Genomic DNA, 20,060 nt, shown 5'->3' on the forward strand with positions numbered 1-20,060 from the left:
TCAGCGCTCGCGCCGGGAAACCGGGCGCGGCCCGCCGGAAGCGTCCGCGAACGGGTCGAGCCCGGTCAGAGCGGCGCTCACCGCCCACAGACGGCCCGCCAGCTCGGCGTCGGCCATCTGCCCGCGCAGCGGTTCGAGGACCGGCCGGCCGCGCATCCCCAGCACCCGGGGCCCCCAGAGCTGCCCCCCGCGCACGGACGGATCCAGCACGGCCCGCACCGCCGGCCACGCCGCGGCCTCCTTGCCCTGCAACAGCAGCCCGGCGGGCAGGCCGCGCAGCCGCTCGCCCGCGGTGCGCGGACGGACCGGCCGCGAGGGCGTCAGGCAGTCCAGGGCCCCGCCGGGATGCGTGACCACGCTCGCCGTCGTGGCCCCGGCGGCGCGCAGGCGGCGGTCCAGCTCGAAGCCGAAGAGCATCTGCGCCAGCTTCGAGCGTGCGTAGGCGCGCTTGGGCCGGTAGTCGCCGACGCTGTGGAGGTCGTCCAAGTCCAGGGTCTCCGACCGGGCGGTGAGGCTGCCCGTGGTCACCACCCGGGCGGCCGGAGCGGCGGCCAGCAGCGGCGCCAGCCGCGCGACCAGCGCGAAGTGCCCGAGGTGGTTGGTGGCGAACATCAGCTCGTGGCCGTCCGGCGTCTCGCGCCGCGGCGGGTGGTCGAGCAGCACGCCGGCGTTGCACACGACCGCGTCCAGGCTCTCCAGCCGCAGCGCCCGGACGCCGGCCTCGACCGAGGCGGGATCGGCCAGGTCCAGCGGCACGTGCCGGACGCGCGCGCCGGGGACCCGGCCGCGGATGGAGAGCGCGGCCGTCTCGGCCTTGGCGGGGTCGCGGCTGCCGAGGATCACGGTGGCGCCGGTGCCGGCGAGTTGCTCGGCCACGAAGTAACCGATGCCCGCGTTGCCGCCGGTGACCAGGAAGTGCCTGCCCGGGGCGGCCGGCAGGCGTCCGACGTCCCAGGGGGCGGGGTGGGAGGACATGTCGTCTCCTTCTGTAATGACTATGAAATCAGAATCATTCTAGTTTTCCGCTACGCTGGAAGCATGACGACAGGACGCCGCGAACGCAAGAAGGCCCAGACCCGCAAGTCCCTGGCCGAGGCCGCCGTGCGGCTGTTCGCCGAGCACGGCTACGACGGGGTCACCGTCGCCCGCATCGCCGAGGAGGCCGATGTCTCCATCGCCACCCTGTTCGCGCACGTGCCCGACGGGAAGGACGCGCTGATCTTCGACGACGGCGACGAGCGGCACGTCTGGCTGGCCGACGCCGTCCGCGAGCGGTCCCCGGGGCAGAGCGTGCTGGAGGCCCTGCGCCGCTGCCTGGCCGAGCGGGGGCCGTTCGCCGGCGACCTGCCGCCCGAGCAGCGGCGCAAGCGCGACCTGATCGTCGGCACGCCCGCTCTGCGGGAGTACTCGCGCCGCCTTTGGATCGCCGCCGAAGGCCCGCTGGCCGAGGCGATCGCGGCCGCCACCGGGCGCGAGCCCGCCGACATGACCGTGCGCGCCCTGGCCCGCTACGTGCTGGAGATCCCCGAGCTGGCCGGCGCCGAGCCCGACCCCCGTGCCGCCCTGGACGCCGTCTTCGACCTCCTGGAATCCGGCTGGAACGAGCGCGCCTGACGCCTGCGGGCGGTTGACGCGACGGCCCCGGCTCTGGTCCGCTGGACCCTCCTGATCATCGACTCCCGGAGCGTGCCCCGTGTGGTTCCCCAGGCGCCTGGCCGCCGTGATCGTCTCATCGGTTCTGGTGGCCTCGGCCGTGCCCGGCGCGGCCCGAGCCGCCACGCCCGCCGTCGTCTGGCACTGGAACGCGGCCGGCAACACCCTGAATCACGGCTCGACCGGCAACGGCATGGTCCGGGCCGCCGTGAGCTCGATCGTGGCGCGCGGCGCGACCCTCGTCTCGTTCAACGAGCTGTGCGCGAGCCAGTACCAGGCGCTGGTCACCGGCCTGCGGGACGCCGGCTGGCCCGCTGACCGGAGCAACTTCGCCCGGTTCGTCGCCACGTACCCCGCCCAGTCCGGCGGCCCGTGCGGCGGCGGCGAGTACGGCAACGCCCTGTTCAGCAAGCAGCCCCTGGGCGCCGCGGAGAGGGTCACCCTGCCCGACGACGGCAAGACCGAGAAGCGGAAGATGCTCTGCGCCCCCATGCAGGCCCGTCCCGGCCTCCGGTTCTGCGTCACGCACACCACGTATGTCGACGCCTACCGCGCCGCCCAGCTCAACGCCGTCCTGGCCAAGCTGGAGGCCTACCACGCGGCCGGCGACACCGTGGTCGTCGCGGGCGACCTCAACCTCCCGCCCGACGCCGCCCGGCTGAACGGCTACTACTCCACCACCGTGGACACCGCCAACAACCGCGGCAACACCGGCCGCTACCACGAGCTGGACGACGCCGACGCGGGCAACTGCCCCGGCTACGGCGAGCTGACCGTCAGCACCCCGGACGGCAAGGGCCCCTGCGCCTCCGGGACGAAACTCGACATGATCTTCGCCAGGGAGGACAGGATCAGCGGCGCCTACTCGGCCGACTCGCTCGCCCCCGCGACCACGTGCACGGGCAACCCCGGCGGCCTGTGCTCCGACCACCGCGTGCTGGTCGGGACCGTCACCCTGTCCTGAGCCCGGCCGGTCGGCGAAGGCGGGCAGGTGGACGGGTGGCGTGCACACGCCCTTCACGGGACGTCCCGGGAGCCGCCGCCCGAAGATCACATGAACGTCTCCGGCCCGCTGACAAGGGCATGTCAAACAGCGGCCATCCACCTTGTCGGGCAGGGCGCGCGGGCGCACAGTCAAGGCACGATCGCCCAGCCCAGGAGGATGGATGAACGCAAGACCCGCCCCCCACCGCTACGCGACGACCGCGGTAAGACGTCTCTTATCCGCTGGTCTCGCGGTGTTCGCCGCCGCCTTCCTCGTCGCGACCCCCGCGGGGGCCCTGGCACTGCCGACGGCCAAGGAGTTCGTGTCGAACCTCGACCTGGACTGCTACAAGACCACGACGTACCAGCCGCCGGCCGTCACGCTGTCGCTGCGGCACATCAACCCGGTGCTCGCCAACCAGCCGCCCGTGCAGGTCACGCTCGGCCAGCGCACGCAGGTGTGCGTGCCGGTGGCCAAGAACAACGTCATCCCGCCGGCGTCCGTGCTCGACTACGTCCGGTACGTCGACCTGTCCTGCTACCAGGTGACCGGGCCGCAGATCAACCAGCCGCTGGGGCTGCGTCACCTCAACCCCGTCCTGCAGGGCCTGCCGGGCTTCGACGTCACCCTGAACACGCCCCAGCAGCTGTGCGTGCCGGTGGCCAAGAACGGCGTCGTCCCACCGGCTGACGTGCTGCGCGTCGTCTCGCACATCGACCTGCTGTGCTACGGCCACACGCCGAACCCGTTGATGAACAAGGCGCTCAACCTGACCCAGCTCAACCCGGTGCTGGTCAACCAGATCCCGCCCAGGACCGTGCAGGTCGGCGCCGCCCGTCAGCTCTGCGTCCCGGTGCAGAAGGGCGGCGACCAGATCCCGTCGGACGTGTTCGACATCGTCCGCTGGGTCGACCTGGAGAAGTTCGACGTCACCGGCCCGGCGACGCCCATCGTGGGGCTGAACCTCAAGCACCTGAACCCGGTGCTGGCGAACCTGCCCGCCGAGGACGTGAGGCTCACCGGCGCCACGCAGCTCGCCGTACCCATGTCCAAGAACGGCGCGGTGCCACCCGCCTGACGCCACCGGCGGCTCCGAGGACGGCTCAGCCGAAGAAGTCGCTCAGCCGCCTGACGACGAACTCGGGCTGCTCCTCGGGGATGTAGTGGCCGCTGCCGGGCACGAGCACCACCTCGACGTCGGTGCCCGTGCCCGGCAGCACCGCCCGCAGGCCGAGCCGCCCATGGCGCGCGGATCCACGGCGATCATCCCTTGGCCGTCCCCGCGAGGCTCGCGGCAGTTGACGACGCGCCCGCGCGAGCTCGCCCGTGCGGCCCTGCGCGGTCCGAGATTGTCGGTCCGGCCAGGCAGGATGTGACTATGAGCGACGCCCCTCCCTTCACCGCACTCGCCGACGAGACGGCCTACGCCGAGGCCGTGCAACTGGCCGTGGACTCCGCCGCCGCCTACTACGCCGACGGCACCTCCACCCTCGACGACGACGCCTACGACCGGCTGGTGCGCGGCATCCAGGCCTACGAGGAGGCCCATCCCGAGCAGGTGCTGCCGGCCTCGCCGACGGGCAAGGTCGCAGGCGGCGCGGTCGTGGGCGACGTGCCGCACACCGTGCCGATGCTCAGCCTCGACAACGTGTTCGGCGCCGAGCAGCTCACCGACTGGGCCGCCTCGGTCGAGCGCAGGCTCGGCCGTCCGGTCACCGCGTGGAGCGTCGAGCCCAAGCTCGACGGCCTGGCCATCTCCGCCCGCTACCGCGGCGGCCGGCTGGCCCAGCTCGTCACCCGGGGTGACGGCACGGCGGGCGAAGACGTCTCGCACGCCGTCGGCACCATCGTCGGCCTGCCCGAGCGGCTGGCCGAGCCGGTCACCGTCGAGCTGCGCGGCGAGGTGATGATGACGACGTCGCAGTTCGAGGAGGCGTGCGCCAAGCGCTCGGCGCACGACGGCACCACGTTCGCCAACCCGCGCAGCGCCGCCGCCGGCACGCTGCGCGCCCAGGACCGGCCCTACGTGTGCGAGCTGACGTTCTTCGGCTACGGCGCGCTGCCCGCCCCCGGCGACGACTCCGACCTCGCGACGCGGCTGCGCGAGCTGCCGCACAGCCAGGTCATGGAGTGGGTGGCCGGGCAGGGCGTGCAGACCACCGCCGTCACCGCGGTCGCCGGCATCGTCACCGACAGCCTGGAGCGGGTGCAGGAGCGCGTGGGCGAGATCGCCGCGGCCCGCGCCGGGCTGCCGTTCGGCATCGACGGCATCGTGATCAAGTGTGACCTGGCCTCCGACCAGGCCGAGGCCGGGTTCAGCTCACGCGCGCCGCGCTGGGCGATCGCCTACAAGCTGCCCGCCACGGAGAAGATCACCAAGCTGGTCGGCGTGGAGTGGAACACCGGCCGCACCGGCGTCATAGCCCCGCGCGCCGTGCTGGAGCCGGTCGAGCTCGACGGCAGCGTCGTCACCTACGCCACCCTGCACAACGTCGCCGACATCACCCGCCGCGGCCTGATGCTGGGCGACAGCGTGGTGGTCTACAAGGCGGGCGACGTGATCCCGCGTGTGGAGTCCCCGGTGGTGCACCTGCGCACCGGCGAGGAGCGGCCGATCCCGATCCCGCAGGTCTGTCCGTCCTGCGGCGACGCCATCGACAGCTCGCAGGAGCGGTGGCGGTGCGTGCGCGGCCGCGCCTGCCGGGCGATCGCCTCCATCGTCTACGCCGCCGGACGCGACCAGCTCGACATCGAGGGCCTGGCCGAGAACCGCATCAAGCAGATGCTCGACGCCGGTCTGATCGCCGACTTCGCCGACCTGTTCTACCTGACCCGCGAGCAGCTGCTCGGCCTGGAGCGCATGGGCGAGACCAGCACCGACAACCTGCTGGCCGCCATCGAGCAGGCCAAGACCAAGCCCCTGAGCCGGACCTTCGCCGCGCTCGGGGTGAGGGGCACGGGCCGCTCGATGAGCCGGCGGATCGCCGGCCACTTCGCCACGATGGACGCCGTCCGCGCGGCCGACGCCGAGGCCATCCAGGAGGTGGAGGGCATCGGGCCGGAGAAGGCCCCGGTCGTGGTGGCCGAGTTGATCGAGCTCGCCCCCCTCATCGACAAACTCGTCCAGGCCGGCGTCAACATGGTCGAGCCCGGCGCTCGGCCGCCCGCCCAGGGAACGTCGGAGGAGCACGTGGCGATGGAGCTGCCGCTGGCCTCGATGTCGGTGGTGGTCACCGGCGCGATGTCGGGGCCGTTGGCGGCCCTGACGCGCAACGAGGTCAACGAACTCATCGAGCGGGCGGGCGGGAAGGCGTCCTCCAGCGTGTCCGCCAAGACGTCGCTGCTGGTGGCAGGCGAAAAGGCGGGTTCCAAGCGAGTCAAGGCGGAAAGCCTCGGCGTACGCATCGCCACGCCGGAGGAGTTCGCCGAGCTCGTCGCCGCCCTGCTTTAGCCCAAGGCAGGGGGCGACTGGTGGCCTTCGCGCACAGTCCCTGGGCGACACAGGGGTCGCCCTGGACCATCGGGGTGTCGTGGACCCAGAAGCTGTGCAGGCCCAACTCCTCGGCCTGTACGGCGAGATTTTCCACACCGGGGCTTGCGGTGACCACGACGCCTGCACGCATCAAAATCTCCAAGGCCCAAAGGATCGAATCGAACGTACCCAGCCTGACATCAGACGCTCGGCGCCGACGCGGAGCTCGCCCTCCGCTCCGAACGTGGCTCCAGGCGGCCCTCGCAGCCCTCCACGCCGAATGCATCGCGCGAGGTCCGTGTTCGTGGCGGCCTGGTGAGTCAGCTTCAGGGCGGGTCGGCGGCGAAGGCCGCGGCTCGGTCCTGCACGGGCGCCCCGACCCTCGTAGAGGACGAACAGCGGCTGCCGCTTATGACCGGGCCGTAGACGATCGTCACCAACCCCGCGGTGACCAGGAGCGGCGCCGGTCACGTCGAGACCCCGTACCTCATGGAGGACGGCCACCACGCGACTCGCGTGGTGGCCGTCAGGGGCGTGTCAGTACACCTCGATCTTGTTGGCGTTGACGTCGTCGAGCACCCCGATGATGTCGCTGTAGCGAGCCGAGGTGCCGGAGTCGATCGGCAGCGCCATCGTCTCCTGGGCGTAGATCATCGCGGCGCGTACGGTGCCCAGGCTCAGCCGCCTGGTCGTCGCCGAGTCGATCGCCGTCCCGGCGTTGACGCGCCTGGTCGCCAGGTTGAAGTACGTGCCTAGGGCGTGCTCGCGGAGCACGGTCTTGGGCCCCTTGGTGTCGTGGAAGGCGGAGTCGATCTCGGCCGCCGACAGGGCGCCGCTCTGGTCGCTGTCGTAGCGCTGGTCGGCGGCCTGGATGCGGGCCAGGTACTCGGCCGTCCACTGTCCTGAATGGTTCGTCCAGTAGCCCTTGGACAGCGGATCCCTGGTGGGCGGAACGGCCGTGACCGTGGTCGTGGCCGAGTCCGAGACCGGGTCGAAGGTGCACGCCCCGCCGGTGTTCTTGTAGGTCACGGACACCTCGCTCGTGTACGCCGTGCCCGCCGTCGCCAGCAGTGTCGGCCGCGCGGTGAAGACGATGTTCCGTTCGCCGGACTTGGCGGGCAGGGCGCCCACGTTCCAGACCAGCGTCCTGGTGCCGTCGGCGTTGAGCGTCACCGAGTCCGGCTTCGGCCCGGCGCCCAGGTCGAGCGCCTTGCTGTAGTAGACGCCGGCGGGCAGCGTGCCGGTGATGACGGCGTCGGAGGCGCCGCCACCGCCGGTGTTCGCGTAGGCGATGGTGTACGTGATCGCCTCACCGGCGTTGACCGTGGCCGTCGCCGTCTCGCTCACCGTCAGCACCGGGGCGCGCACCGTGGTCGTGGCGCGGGCGGTGTTGTCGCTGGTGTACGGGTCGGGCACGCCGTTCGTGTCCTTACCGGTCACTGTGACGGTGTTGGTGAGCACCGTGCCGTCGGTCGTGTCGCACGGCACCCGGTAGGTGAACTTCGGCGTGACGGTGTGCACGTCGTCCTTGTTCAGGTCGGGCACCGGGCGTTGCCGGGTGGTGCCGTCGGGCAGAGTGTCGGTGAGCGAGACGGCGGTGGCCTTGCCGGGCCCGAGGTCGGTGACGTCGACGGTGTAGGTCACGGTGTCCCCGCCGTCGGCTTCGGCCTGGTCGGCGGACTTGGTGACCTTCAGGTCGGCCTGCTGCGACAGGGCCAGGACCATCTCCTCCGTCATCTCGTCGGGCATGCTCCGCGGCACCCCGTCGTTGAAGCCGTCGGCGTTGAGCCTGGGGTTGTACTGCAGGTGGGCCCAGTCGTCGTAGCCGTGCAGCGTCTGGGTGTCATCGGTGATGTTGCATCCCTTGCCCGGGAGGCCGATGGACTCGATGTAGTTGATGTCGGCGGGGATGTCGCCCTCTGTGTTGCCCTTTTCTCCGTTCCAGTCGATCGGGCCGCTGTTGGCGGGCTCGACGTGGGGTTTGCCCTTGATCCCGTACACGGTGTAGCGGTCGGGGTGCGGCGTTCCGCGCACGCCGAGGTTCTCGTTGAGATGTCTCTCCACGAGCCGGGTGGCGTCGGTGGTGCCGAGCGCGGTGCCGGTGGCCGTGCTGCTGTAGTCCATGGGCCGGGTGAAGTTGATGTCGGGGAACTGGAGCGCGTAGTTCATCACGCTCAGATAATTGGGTTTGCAGTTGACCGCGTCGTCGCCGCCGTGGCCCAGGCTGAGCGTGTGCCCGAGCTCGTGCATGAAGGTCGACGCCTGGGCGACCCTCAGTCCGCCGACGTCGTTGATCGCCTTGGCGCCCCACGTGCCGAGCGTCACGATGAAGTCGTTGCCGCCCTGGGGGCCGACGGCGTACCACTCGGAGTTGCCCGAGGAGTCGGGATCTTCGAGGTAGCTCTCGGCGAAGATCATGTAGCGGTACACGTCACGTTTGGCCTTCAGGATGTTCGCGCAGTTCCCGTCGTTGCGGTCGGCGAGGGTGCCGAAGTGTCCTGTGCAGGGGCCGGCCGGTTCGCCGTTCTTCAGCTCGTTGAAGTCCACGAGTACCGGATCGGACCTCTCGAACCGGATGTTGGACGTCTTCGGCAGTTCCTCATCCTTCAGCACGTGGAGAGTGACGCCCAGATATTTGGTCGCCGCCGGATGGGCCGGGTCGGGGTGATAGGGGTCGACCGGTGCTCTGGCGAAGGCGTCCACGACGTCGCCGAGCCCGAACCAGTCGGGCTCGTTGTCCTTCATGTAGTCCGCTTCGACGAACAGGTCCTTGCGGTAGGGCAGCGCGTTGTACGGCGGGTCGCCCAGGGCCAGATCGACGTGGTTGTCGTTGTTGACGTCGTAGCCCACGCCCGGCGTCTCCCAGGCGTTCATGATGCCGTCGCCGTCGCTGTCGGCGGCGCCGCCCGCGGTCCTGGCCAGCGTGATGCAGGCGGGTGTGGTGATGGTGAAGAAGCCGCGGGCCGAGTCGGGGCCGGTGGTCTCGCTCTCCCCCGACAGGGTCAGGGCGCCGGCGCCCTGCTCGGCGGTCAGGCCGCCGCCGGTGAAGACGCACGTGTCCAGGTCGAACTTGAGATCCAGGTAATCGCCGTTCTTGGCCCAGTGAATGACGTTGTTCTGGCTCAGGTCGTCCTGGTCCCACAGTTCCAGGTGGATGTCGACGGGATTCTGGCTGGTGTCGACCGTGGCCTTGTGGACCCAGTTGGTCCGGAAGTCGGGGCCGTGGGCACAGCAGTAATCGTCCTCGCCGTCGTACAGGTCCTCGTTCCCGATCTTGAATTTGGGGTAGTAGTCGTTGCCGCAGGACTCGCCCGCGCCCTCGTCGCACGACAGCTCGACCACCCGGTACAGGCTGACGGTGACCTCCACGGTCGCCGCCTGGGCCGGGCTCGGACCGAGATACGCCAACCACGCCAGCACCAGTAACGATGCGGCTAACGCACGAATGCTCCTCATTCCGCGTCCCCTCCAGACTGTGTATCCAGCTCAGTATGCGAAGGCGCGAAACAAGGCGCGTGAGTAACCGGGTACTCAAAGCCGCGCGTCTTTATCATCGTGAACGTGCCTGGCATCCGCGGGACTTCGACGCCGATTCCGTACGACTCCTTCATCTCCTACAGCCGGGTCGCCGACGGGCTGCTCGGCCCCGCTCTGCGTGATGGGCTGCACCAGTTCGCCCGTCCCTGGTACAAACTGCGGGCGTTGCGGGTCTTCTGCGACGCCCGCAGCCTGTCGGCGTCACCGGGACTGTGGACGACGATCGAGGCCGCGCTCGATGCCTCGCGCTGTTTCGTCCTGCTGGCCTCCCCCGAGTCGGCGCGTTCGGTGTGGGTGCGGCGGGAGATCGAGCACTGGAGCTCGCTCGAACCGGGGCGGCCCATCTTCCTCGTGCTCACCGGCGGCGACCTCGTCTGGGACCACGCGGCCGGGCACTTCGACCAGACCCTGACCACGGCGCTGCCCGAGTCGCTGCTCACGTCGTTCACCGAGGTCCCCCTGTGGGCGGACCTGCGCTCGATCCGCAGCCAGAGCGACCTCTCGCTCAGCAACCCGGCCTTCCTCGACGCCGTCGCGACGCTCGCCGCCACCCTGCACGGCCGGGCCAAGGACGAACTCGTCGGCGAAGACGTCCGGCAGCACCGGCTGGTCCGGCGCTTCCGGCGGCTCTCGTGGACCGGGCTGTCCGTCCTCACCGCGGCGGCGGTCGTCGCGGCCGCCGTGGCCGTCCACGCGGCCGACGTCGCCGACGCCCAACGCGTCAGAGCCGACGCCGAGCGCGATCAGGCCCTGTCGTACCTGGCCAGTGATCGCGGCATCCAGATCGGCGAGAGTGATCCGGTCGTCTCCGGCCTGTTGTCGGCCACCGCCTGGCACTTCGCCAGGACCCCCGAGGCCCGCTACGGCATGGTGGCCGCCCTGGCCTCCCCGGTGCGCGCCATCCTGGACAGTGGCTCCTACCACGGCGGCGCGGTGGCCTTCAGCCCGGACGGCCGGACCCTGGCCACCGGCGGCACGGACGGCACCACCCGCCTCTGGGATCCGGCGACCGGCCGGCCCGCCGGGAATCCGATCAAGGACGGCGGCCTCGCCCTGGCCTTCAGCCCGGACGGCCGGACCCTCGCCGTGGCCGGCCTCGACGGGACGATCAGGCTGTGGGACCTCTCGACCAGGACAGCGGTCCCGCTCACGGGTCATCGGTCCGTCGTGTGGGCCCTGGCCTTCAGCCCGGACGGCCGGACCCTGGCCAGCGCGGGCCAGGATCACACCGCCCGGTTGTGGGACCCCGCCACCGGCAAACCCGTCGGACGACCTCTCAAGGGCCACACCGACCAGGTCAGCGGGGTGGCCTTCAGCCCGGACGGCAGAGTCCTCGCCACCGCCGGCCGCGACAAGATCGCCCGCTTGTGGAACCCCGCCACGGGAAGACCCGTCGGAAAGCCCCTCAAGGGCCACACCGACGAGATCTGGGCCGTCGCGTTCAGCCCGGACGGCCGGACGCTGGCCACCGGCGGCTTCGAAGGAGACATCCGGCTGTGGGACCCCGCCACCGGGAAACCCGTCGGACGACCTCTCACAACTCACACCGACGCCGTCACCGGACTCGCGTTCAGCAAGGACGGCCGGACTCTGGCCTCCGGCAGCCGGGACGGGACCGCCCGGCTGTGGAACCTGGTGACCCGGCGCCCGGCCGGCGACGCGTTCACCGGCCACAGCGGCTACGTCTTCGGCGTGGCTCTCAGCCCGGACGGCGGAACCCTGGCCACCGTCAGCGGGGACGGGACCACCCGGCTCTGGCGCGCCGCCGCCCGGCGGCCGGTCACCGACCCGCTCACCGGTCACGAGGACGAAGTCTCGCAGCTGGCGTACAGCAAGAACGGCGACATCCTGGTCAGCAGCGGAGCGGACGCAACCATCCGCGTCTGGGACCGGCTGACCGGCAGGCAACTCGGCCCGCCGATCCGCGGCAGGTACCCGTACACATGGCCGGTGGCCATCAGCCCGGACGACAGGACGCTGGCCGTCGGTGACGACGACGGCGGTCTCCACCTGTGGGACCTGGCCACCCGGCAGCAAATCGGCGCCCCCGTCAAGGCCGCGGCCGGCACCATCTCCGTGCTGACGTTCAGTCCGGACGGCAGGACCCTGGCCATCGCCTCCGGCCAGGGACTCCTCCAGTTATGGGACCTCGCCACCCGCCGTCCGGTCACCGGCCCGACCAGGGCACACAGCGAGGTCCTCCACCGGATCGTCTTCAGCCGGGACGGCAGGATCATGGCCACCGCGGGAGGCGGCACGGCCAGGCTCTGGGACACCGCCACCTGGCGGCCGATCGGTGCCCCGATCGGGGGCTCCAGCGTCACCTGGCTGGCGTTGAGCCCGGACAGCAAGCTCCTGGCCACCGTGGGAGAGCAGGGAACGGTCAGGATCTGGGACACGGCGGGCCGCCGCCCCATGGGCGCCTTCAAGGACCGCACGGGCACGATCTCCACGGTCGAGTTCAGCCCGGACGGCAGAACGCTGGCCACCGACGCCGCCGCAGGCGTCCAGCTCTGGGACGCGGCCACGGCGAAGCCGATCGGGAATCCGTTCCAGCGCGACGAGGGAGCTGTCTCGTCGCTGGCCTTCAGCCCGGACGGCCGGACGCTGGCCGGCTCCTACGACAACGGAACGATCCTGCAATGGAAGGTGAACGTCCCGGCGGATCCGTTCCCCTCGCTCTGCGCGGCGGCCGGTCGCTCACTCACCGAGCAGGAGTGGGGCCGCTACCTGCCGTCCGGCACCCCCTTCGAGAAGGTCTGCTGAAACCACTGCCGACCCCCTACAGCCGGAGGGCGGATCACACGTAAAGTCTGATCGTCGCAGTCGGCCGAGGAATGGACCCCCCGGATGAAGGCACGTGTCGTCGCGATCATGCAGGTTCGGTGGGTGCGGCTGCTCGCGTCGGCGCTCGTCGGCGCCGTCGTGGGTCTGGCGATCTTCGAGATGACCGAGGCGGGCGGCCGGTGGATCTTCGTCGTCACCGGTGCGGTCGCCGGCATGGCCGCCGTGATCATGGTCCAGTTCTATGCCAGGACGGCCAGGCTGACCGAGGTGAAGGTCACCGTGCCGCAGCTCAGCGAGCTCACCTTCCTGGTGAACAACGAGAGCCGCCAGGTGGCCTGGCACCTGTTCGTCGAGACCGTCACCCGGGTCTCCGTTCAGTCGCTCGACGACGAGGAGGGCCTGGTCAGGGAGGCCATGAACTCTCTGTATGGCCTGTTCGCCACCACCCGCGACGCCCTCAAGACCAGCCGCCCCTCAGCCCCCGTGCCAGGCGGGCAGACCGTGGAGTATTTCGCGATCTCGATGCTCAACAAGGAACTGCGCCCGTTCCTGTCCAAGTGGCACCCGCTGCTGACCGCCTGGGAACGGGCGCATCCAAGCGAACCGGAGTCGGCCTGGCCCGGCGACCAGGAGTGCCGCGCCCATCTGCGCCTGCTCCAGTCCGCCATCTCCGCGTACGCGGAGGGCTTCGGCCACCTCGCCGGCATCCGTGACCCCCAGACGCTGATCGTGGGCATGATGCCCGCCGGGTCGCAGGTCCCTCCGACTGCCGGATGACCTGAACCCCACGGGCCTCATGCCCAAAGCTCAGGTCCATGAAGTTGAGGACGGGGTCTTCGACGGCAAGACCGTCTCGGTGAGCGGACTGCTGTGGAACGAAGAAGCGGAACTCCGGTAGATGGGCATTCGACCAAGATCGCTCTTCGTGCGGAGTTCCGCTGTCTGAGCAGTGTGTCATCACCCGGCAGATCACGGTGGCCCGGGGCCTGTTCACGCCCGGCCATCTGGGTGCGCTGACCTGGCTGGCCGCGGGAGCGGGGCATCCGCTGAGGTTGTGCGGGAATCGTCGTGATTCTGTGCATCTCGGAGTTGTGGCGTCGCGGGGCTGTCATGATCCTTCGTGGCACCTCTACCGATGGGATCCCATGTCGCCGGTCCGCTCGCTCGTACTGGTGGGCGCCTCGCTCTGCGCGGGGGGCCTTGCCGCCCTGGTGTACTTCCAGGAGTCCGACCTGGTGCTTCTGAGGGAACATCTGAACCATCCGTTCGCGCTCGGTGCGCTGGCCTGCCTTCTGATGGCGTGGGCCGCCGCCGGGCTGCGGTGGAGGTGGCTGCGCCTCCTCATCGGCATCGTCGCCGGGCTGGTCGCGACCGTCGCGATGCTCGGGGGGCTGTTGATCCTGTCGTTCACCTCCACCGAGGAGGCCGGCTTCGTCGACGGGCCGGATCCGTACCGGATCAGGCTGCAGAAGTCGATGGCGGGGCTCGGGCCCGACACGGTGATATGGCTCAGCGTGCGCAGGGACGGCGGGTTGCTCAGCAGGGAGTGGGATCTCGGCTGCTTCAACGACGACGACCCCGACGACGGCTTCGCCTCGGTCAGCTGGACGGGGCCGAATTCGATCGAGATCCGGGTGGGCGACGGGCGCACGTTCCCCGTGGCCCTGGATCCCGGCTCGGGCAGGCCCCGGTCCACCGTCGCCCTCAACTGCTGACGCAGGCGCCGCGTCCTCGACAGCCCACACGGGCGCGTCGCCGCCAGGGTGTCCGGCCCCCTGGCGGCCCCCTGGCGGCAAGGTCATCGGCTCATGGCATCACGGTCAGGGTGACGGTGGCCGTGTGGTCGACGGCGACGCCGTCGGCCAGCACCGTGATCGTGTAGGTTCCGGGCGCGGTGCTCGCGGCGACCGTGAAGGTCAGCGTGGACGTCGCGCCGGTGGTGATGCTCGCCGGGCTGAAGGAGGCCGTCATACCTGCCGGAAGCCCCTTGGCGACCAGTGAGATCTGCTGCGGAGCGCGCGAGACGGTGCTGCTGTTGACGGTGACGCTCACCTGCTGGCCGGGCTGCACGGTCACCGCATCGGGGGCGACCCCGACCGAGAACTCGCACGTGTACGGCTCGCCGCCGTGGGCGGGCACGCGCACGGCGTTCCATGCGGCCTTGACCGTGTTGTACTCCAGGCACGAGCCGGGGAACAGGTCCAGCGCCGCCTGCATCGAGGCTCGGCGGGCCGCGGTGTGCGGCCAGGAAGTGGTCTTGCGCAGCAGCGTGCCCATGTAGATCTGGCCGGCCTTGCGCGCGCCGAGCCCGACGATGGTGGAGGAGTTGCAGGTCGGGCTGGGCGGCTGGCCGTTGGTCGGGTTGGTGCCCTCGGCCAGGAGGTAGAACCAGTGGTTCTGGACCCCGGCCCCGATCTGGGGGAACATCGTCGGCACCGCGCTGCTGAAGCAGTCGGGGTCGCCGGGCATCAGCGACGGCTTGTACATGTAGCGGAGCGGGCCGCTTCCCGTGATGTTGATCTCCTCGCCGACGATGTAGTCGGGCGGGTCGAAGGCGGCGGGCTCGTTGGCGTACTGCTCGGTCAGCGCGGCGAGAATGTCGCCGGTGGACTCGTTGAGTATGGCCTTCTCGTTGTCGCCTAGGTCGATGCCGGGCGTGGTGGCGAAGACGATGTGGCCGTACTCGTGCGCCACGACGTCCATCGAGGTGAGCTGGCGCAGGTTGTCGGAGGTGTGGCCGAAGGAGGCGTAGGAGCCGGTCCAATAGGCGTTGACGTCGTTCAGGCCGACGCGGGCGGGGTAGCCGTCGCCGAGGCCGTTGAAGCCGACGCGTCCCAGCCAGTTCTTCAGCATGTCCCACTCGGTGTCGATCGCGAAGAGCACGTCGACACAGGCGGTCTCGAAGTTGGTGCCGGAGCCGTTGCCCCAGAAGTCGTCGGGCCCGGTGTAGGCGGCGCCGTTCTGGCCGCCGCAGCGCACGCCCCGCCGTACCGGATCCACCATGGAGAAGGTGGCGCCGGACCCGGTGGTGCCGATGGTGACCGGGTTGCCGTTGTAGTAGCTGTTGCCCACCCCCGCCCGGACCTCGTCGGACTTCTCGGCGACCGCGCCGGTCAGCGCGTCGACGAAGACGTGCAGCTTGCTCTCCCTGCCGTTGGCGGCGCCCTGGACGACCACCTCGTAGGCCAGCCGGCCGCGTCCTTGAGCCATGACCAGCAGCCGGGGCGTGGTGATCGAGGAGACTTGGGGCAGCTGGCTCCGGGCCACCCGGATCGCGTCGGCGGGGCCGAGCCTGGGCGTGGTGGCCACGTCCAGGGGGCTGTCCTGGGAGACGGAGGTGCTCAGGACCTCGCCGGTGGCGCCGCTGACCACGACGAAGTCGCCGCCGTAGACGGGCAGCCCCGCGTACGTGCGGGTGTAGGTCGTGTAGCGCAGGCCGCCCTGCCCTTCGATCACACCCTGCCGTACGTAGGTGTCCTTGGGTGAGCTGTGGAGCAGCGCGGGCCTGGCCTTCACCAGGAGGTCGGCGGGATCGCTCCTGGAGGCGTTCGCCGGGACGGGGACCGAAGTGGCCACGAGCACACATACGGCACTCGTGACCAGGGCTAACGCGGCGTTGCGTCTCACGTGGTCGCTCCTTTGCGCAGGCGGGCGGTGAATGGGGTCACCTGCATTTGAGTTGATGAACCACAAGAGGTCAATAACGTGGTAAACAGCAGAAAGTCAGTATTTATCGCCATAGGGCAGGCGGCCGGCCGAGCCGCCCCGGCAGGCGGCACGTGGCGGGCGTCCGGCAGGGAACGGCGGCCGCGACGCCGTCGCGGCCGCCGTTCCCCGTACCGGGTCAGTAGCGTGGGCTGAGGTTGAGGTTGATCGAGGTCAGCAGAGCCTCGGCCGTGGCGTGGGCGACCTTCTGCTGGGCTGAGTAGGCCGATGCTCAAATGTCAGGCCATGTCCAGGCGCTACTCCTGGAGTCTCATGAGCTGCCACTGCGCGAACGAGCTGACCTCCTCGTCACCCACCCTGGCGGCGAGACGCAGCAGCGCCGCGTCGTCCTCGGCCATGCGCGTCGCGATCGCCGCGGCGAACAGGCGGGCCTTCGGGTCGTCGCCCTCCAGCGCGGCGACGACCTCGCCCGGGTCGGGATCCTCGGTGTCGGACGCGATCAGCCCGGCCGTGAGCCGCCCGACCTCGGGGTCGGCCAGCCGGGACAGCCCCGCCATGAGCTGTTCGGTCGAGGCCGCCGCCAGGAAGTTCAGGAGCTTCCAGCGGATGGAGGTGTCGGAGGCCCGGCTCAGGGTGAGGGTCTGGGCGATGAGGTCGGCGTGCCGCTCGTCCGCGGCCAGCAGCACGAACTCCACGGCGTGGAAACACACCTGGTGCCGCGGGTGGGCCAGCAGGCGGGGGACCTCGTCCAGCAGCGGCGCGGCCTGCTCGCCCAGCTCCGACAGCAGCCACGCCCCGGTCTGCACGGCGTCGTCGTCGCCGCTGCGCAGCAGGATGCGCAGGTTCTCGACGGGATAGCCGCCGAACAGCTCGTCGAGCAGGTCGTTGGCGGCCTGGCCGAGAGCCTCGTCGTCGATGGGGCGGGCGAGGATGCGCGCCATCAGGTCGTCGCCCGTCTGTGTCTGCATCTCGCGTTATTTCCCCTCGTTGGCCTTGCGCTCAAGGTCGTTCAGGAGCTTCTGCTCATTCTCCAGCCGGGCGGCGTGGCCGGGGTCCCGGCCCAGCCGGGCCTCGTTCATCTTCCGCGTCAGGATGCTGTCCTTGACCTCCGCCGCAGCCTGCCTGGCCTGCTCCGGTGTCATCTTGCTGACGTCGCTGCTGTCGGGCAACCTGCCGTGCATGCGCTGCGCGGCCGAGTCGTAGCTCGCCGAGGCGTTCGGGTCGTAGCCGCCGCCCTTCCCGCCCTTGTTGCCACCGCCGCCGCCGCGTCTGCGCCGGATCTGGAGCATGCCGTCGCGGGCGTGCGGCCGCTTCTCCATCTCCTTCATGATGCGGCGCATCTTCTCGGTCACCCGGCCGCTCAGCACCGGGGCCAGCCCCCTGGCGGTGCCCTCGGCGCCTTCGATCGCCACCTTGCCCACGGCGTGGCGGGTCATCTGCATGCGTGCCAGGGCGAGCATGCCGCCCGCCGCGCCGCCGAACAGCAACGCCTGGGTGGCGACGGTCAGTCCGTAGGCGGCCTGCGTGCCCACGGCCAGCTTGACCGCGCTGACCACGTTCGCGGTGCCGTCGAGGACGGCCGGAGCGACCTTCGCCGCGGAGGCGGCCTGGGAGATGTGGCCGCCGCCGTCGCCGACCTGGTTCCAGTGGCTCGCCAGGTGTGTGGCCGAGTCGCCCTGGTAGACCTGTTGCGCGCTGCGCATCGTCTCGCCGGCCGCCGCCCCCTGGCTGTCCGACGCGGCGATGACGACGCGCCAGTCGTCCGCCTCAAGGCGCCACTCGTCCTCGTTGTCGTTCGGCCAGGGGAAACCGATGAGGTTGAGGAAGCCCGCCACCTGCGGGTCGAGAGTCACCGCCATGCAGGGCTCTCGAGGCTCTCGATGGTGGCGCTCTCCGCCGCCTGGGTGTTCCTCGACACCGTACGCAGTCCTTCGCCCGTCTCGGCGATCTGCCCGCCGATCCCCGTCAGCGCGTCGAGCGAGGTCTGCAGGCATTCGTTGTAGGAGGCGATGATGGTGGCGAACAGCCCGTCGCCGCCGAAGGTGCGGGCGCCGCTCCCCCGCTGCCGCAGCCGCATGACCGCGGCGTCGTAGTTCGCCCCATGACCGGTGACGTACGTGCCGTCCCGTCCCAGCGCCCCCGTGGCGATCTCAAATCCCGTCATGTCCAGAAAGCATATCCAGTCAATTCCGTCACAGACGTTTACCTCTACACTGAACGTTCACTCGATTGGCTGTCGGAGGTCGACATGCGTTCACCAGCGCCGGAGGACGACGCCGAGTACCTGCACCAGTACGTCGCCCAGAGCCGCCGCGCCATCCAGGCGCTGCACGACGCCCGCGCGTCCATCGATCAGGTGGAGGGCCGCGCGGAGAGCGACGACGGCCTGGTCGAGGCGTCCGCCGACGGCCACGGCGTCCCCACCCGCCTGCGCATCGACCCGCGGGCGCTGCGGCTCGACGAGGCCGCGCTCGGCAGGAAGACCGCCGAGGTGCTGCGGGCCGCGCAGGACGACGCCGCGCGGCAGGCGCGGCAGATCGCCGACGGGGTGCGGGACACCACCGCCGCCGTGGCGGCGCCTCTGGACGAGACCTTCGTACGTGCGCGGGTCGAGCAGGCAATCAACGACCTTTACTAGGAGGCCGAGCGTGTTCGGGCCGGAGATCGACCCCGCCAACATCAGCGAACGCGAGCTGGACGAGGCCGCCCGACGAGGCGAGCGCATGCTGGCCTGGCTGGAGTCGGCGCAGGAGGAGTTGCGGGCCGTCATCGGCACCGGCGAGGGGCCGTCGGGCCATGTGCGGGTGACCGTCGACGCGGACGGACGCGTCCTCGACGTGCGCTACGACCAGCGCGCCCTGCGGCTGGGCGGCCACGACCTGGCCGAGGAGACGCTCGCGGCGGTACGGGCGGCGGCCGCCGACGGCCGGCGGCGCACCCACGACCTCATGCGCGAGGCCGTCCCCGGCTACGACCCGGGCCGGACGCAGGCCGAGCTGGAACGGCTGCTCGGCAGCGAGTGGGCGTGAACAGCCGGTCCTGAGCGCGGCGGAGCAGGCCAGGGTGCGGGGGCGGCCGCGACCCGACTGTCCTCCCGGCGCAGAGCGAACGCCGGGATCCCGTCGACTCCGGTCCGGCCGTCTCGGCGCGAAGCCGGAGTGCTCAGCGGACGGTCCCGGCTTCCACCGCACCCTGCGGGCGGCGACCGGCACGAGCCCGATGACGTGGCTGCCGCACCGCGCCTTCCCCCGCCCTTCCACGGAACCGGCACCGCCGACACCTCACCCCGAACTGCCCACGCTCACCTGAGCCTGCGCCAGTCCGGACGGGTCAGCGGGTGAGGGTGATCTCCGCCAGTTCGCGGAGGTCCCGTCGGCGGCCGTCGAGGGTCGCCTCGGCGAACGCGGTCTCACCGAGGTGTCCGCGTGCCTCCTCGGCGATGCGGGCGGCGTCCGGCAGGGAGCGGTCCGGGGTGCCGCGTACCGCGTCGCTCGCGGCGATCAGCCGCGCGGCCTGCTCGTACCGGCCTTCACGCAGCGCGACGTCGGCGATCCCGACCAGCGACTCGGCGATCGTGGGCGGGTACATGTTCTCCATCGCCGCCTCGAACGCCTGCCGCCGGTGCGCGCGGGCCTGCTCGACGTCGTCGGTGAGGTAGCCGTACAGGTCCATGATCTTGGCGCGTACCGAGCTGACCATCTCCGTGCGCCCCAGCAGCTCCTGCACCGAGGCCAGGTGCTCGCGCGCCTTGTCCGGCTCACCGCGCCAGTGGGCGAGCTGCGCCTGCTTGAGCGCCAGCTCGGCCAGGGAGTCCGGCCAGACGATCCCGTCGGCGTGCCGCTGCGCCTCGGCCCTGGCCGAGGCGCCCCGCCGCTCGTCGCCGAGCCGCCCGGGGAGCGGGGCCGGCCGCGCCCGCCCCCCCCCGGCGTCCCGATCGGGAGAGGGGGGGGTGGGGGGAGG

At 70.9% G+C, this 20,060-nt stretch carries 16 protein-coding genes and 1 pseudogene; 9 read left to right on the forward strand and 8 right to left on the reverse strand.

Features of this window, described 5'->3' with window-relative positions; genetic code table 11:
* Entirely contained in the window at positions 1 to 975 is a 975-nt protein-coding gene (locus ACWCSU_RS24135; RefSeq protein WP_449937617.1) for an SDR family NAD(P)-dependent oxidoreductase, read from the reverse strand.
* A 63-nt stretch (positions 976 to 1,038) separates the two neighbouring features.
* Between ACWCSU_RS24135 and ACWCSU_RS24140 the strand changes: the two genes are divergently transcribed.
* From ACWCSU_RS24140 to ACWCSU_RS24150, 3 genes are all read left to right on the forward strand, one after another.
* Complete coding sequence (locus ACWCSU_RS24140) at positions 1,039 to 1,614, forward strand: TetR/AcrR family transcriptional regulator (RefSeq protein WP_449937618.1); 576 nt, start codon at positions 1,039 to 1,041, stop codon at positions 1,612 to 1,614.
* A 79-nt stretch (positions 1,615 to 1,693) separates the two neighbouring features.
* The gene (locus ACWCSU_RS24145) at positions 1,694 to 2,617 is read left to right on the forward strand and encodes an endonuclease/exonuclease/phosphatase family protein (protein ID WP_449937621.1); all 924 of its coding nucleotides are present in this window, start codon (positions 1,694 to 1,696) and stop codon (positions 2,615 to 2,617) included.
* Between the two features lie 202 nt (positions 2,618 to 2,819).
* Positions 2,820 to 3,716 carry a hypothetical protein gene (locus tag ACWCSU_RS24150; RefSeq protein ID WP_357699644.1) on the forward strand — a complete coding sequence of 299 codons (897 nt, stop codon included), beginning with the start codon at positions 2,820 to 2,822 and terminating at the stop codon, positions 3,714 to 3,716.
* 25 nt (positions 3,717 to 3,741) lie between these two features.
* Here ACWCSU_RS24150 and ACWCSU_RS24155 read toward each other — a convergent pair whose 3' ends face one another.
* On the reverse strand, positions 3,742 to 3,858 hold the full coding sequence (locus ACWCSU_RS24155) for an alpha/beta fold hydrolase (protein WP_357699642.1): 117 nt from the start codon (positions 3,856 to 3,858) through the stop codon (positions 3,742 to 3,744).
* A gap of 158 nt (positions 3,859 to 4,016) precedes the next feature.
* Between ACWCSU_RS24155 and ligA the strand changes: the two genes are divergently transcribed.
* Positions 4,017 to 6,089 (forward strand): NAD-dependent DNA ligase LigA, encoded by a 2,073-nt coding sequence (gene ligA / locus ACWCSU_RS24160; protein ID WP_357699640.1) that lies wholly within the window; start codon positions 4,017 to 4,019, stop codon positions 6,087 to 6,089.
* A gap of 558 nt (positions 6,090 to 6,647) precedes the next feature.
* On the opposite strand, the gene ACWCSU_RS24165 is transcribed toward ligA, so the two are convergent.
* Positions 6,648 to 9,530, reverse strand: coding sequence for a hypothetical protein (locus ACWCSU_RS24165; RefSeq protein ID WP_449937625.1), 2,883 nt, complete (start codon positions 9,528 to 9,530; stop codon positions 6,648 to 6,650).
* 141 nt (positions 9,531 to 9,671) lie between these two features.
* On the opposite strand from ACWCSU_RS24165, the gene ACWCSU_RS24170 reads away from it, so the two are divergent.
* From ACWCSU_RS24170 to ACWCSU_RS24180, 3 genes are all read left to right on the forward strand, one after another.
* The gene (locus tag ACWCSU_RS24170) at positions 9,672 to 12,413 is read left to right on the forward strand and encodes a toll/interleukin-1 receptor domain-containing protein (protein WP_449937627.1); all 2,742 of its coding nucleotides are present in this window, start codon (positions 9,672 to 9,674) and stop codon (positions 12,411 to 12,413) included.
* An 84-nt stretch (positions 12,414 to 12,497) separates the two neighbouring features.
* Positions 12,498 to 13,211, forward strand: a complete 714-nt coding sequence (locus ACWCSU_RS24175; protein WP_357699634.1) for a hypothetical protein — start codon at positions 12,498 to 12,500, stop codon at positions 13,209 to 13,211.
* A gap of 368 nt (positions 13,212 to 13,579) precedes the next feature.
* The gene (locus ACWCSU_RS24180) at positions 13,580 to 14,149 is read left to right on the forward strand and encodes a hypothetical protein (protein WP_449937629.1); all 570 of its coding nucleotides are present in this window, start codon (positions 13,580 to 13,582) and stop codon (positions 14,147 to 14,149) included.
* Positions 14,150 to 14,240: 91 nt separating this feature from the next.
* Here the strand turns inward: ACWCSU_RS24180 and ACWCSU_RS24185 are convergent, their stop codons facing one another.
* The 4 genes from ACWCSU_RS24185 to ACWCSU_RS24200 form a co-directional block, all read right to left on the reverse strand.
* Positions 14,241 to 16,061, reverse strand: coding sequence for a M4 family metallopeptidase (locus ACWCSU_RS24185; protein ID WP_449937632.1), 1,821 nt, complete (start codon positions 16,059 to 16,061; stop codon positions 14,241 to 14,243).
* Positions 16,062 to 16,396: 335 nt separating this feature from the next.
* Positions 16,397 to 17,068 carry a hypothetical protein gene (locus tag ACWCSU_RS24190; protein WP_449937635.1) on the reverse strand — a complete coding sequence of 224 codons (672 nt, stop codon included), beginning with the start codon at positions 17,066 to 17,068 and terminating at the stop codon, positions 16,397 to 16,399.
* 6 nt (positions 17,069 to 17,074) lie between these two features.
* Positions 17,075 to 17,959, reverse strand: coding sequence for a WXG100-like domain-containing protein (locus ACWCSU_RS24195; RefSeq protein WP_449937637.1), 885 nt, complete (start codon positions 17,957 to 17,959; stop codon positions 17,075 to 17,077).
* A complete protein-coding gene (locus tag ACWCSU_RS24200; RefSeq protein WP_357699622.1) occupies positions 17,950 to 18,264 on the reverse strand; it encodes a hypothetical protein in 315 nt (104 codons plus the stop codon). Before ACWCSU_RS24200 ends, ACWCSU_RS24195 begins: the two co-directional genes overlap by 10 nt.
* 84 nt (positions 18,265 to 18,348) lie before the next feature.
* On the opposite strand from ACWCSU_RS24200, the gene ACWCSU_RS24205 reads away from it, so the two are divergent.
* Together ACWCSU_RS24205 and ACWCSU_RS24210 are read left to right on the forward strand one after the other, a co-directional pair.
* Entirely contained in the window at positions 18,349 to 18,738 is a 390-nt protein-coding gene (locus ACWCSU_RS24205; protein ID WP_449937639.1) for a YbaB/EbfC family nucleoid-associated protein, read from the forward strand.
* A 10-nt stretch (positions 18,739 to 18,748) separates the two neighbouring features.
* Positions 18,749 to 19,129, forward strand: a complete 381-nt coding sequence (locus ACWCSU_RS24210) for a YbaB/EbfC family nucleoid-associated protein (protein ID WP_357699619.1) — start codon at positions 18,749 to 18,751, stop codon at positions 19,127 to 19,129.
* A gap of 301 nt (positions 19,130 to 19,430) precedes the next feature.
* Here ACWCSU_RS24210 and ACWCSU_RS24215 read toward each other — a convergent pair.
* Positions 19,431 to 20,060 (reverse strand): annotated as a pseudogene (locus ACWCSU_RS24215) (AfsR/SARP family transcriptional regulator); the annotation flags it as partial.

It is taken from the genome of Nonomuraea sp. NPDC001699 (assembly GCF_053596455.1).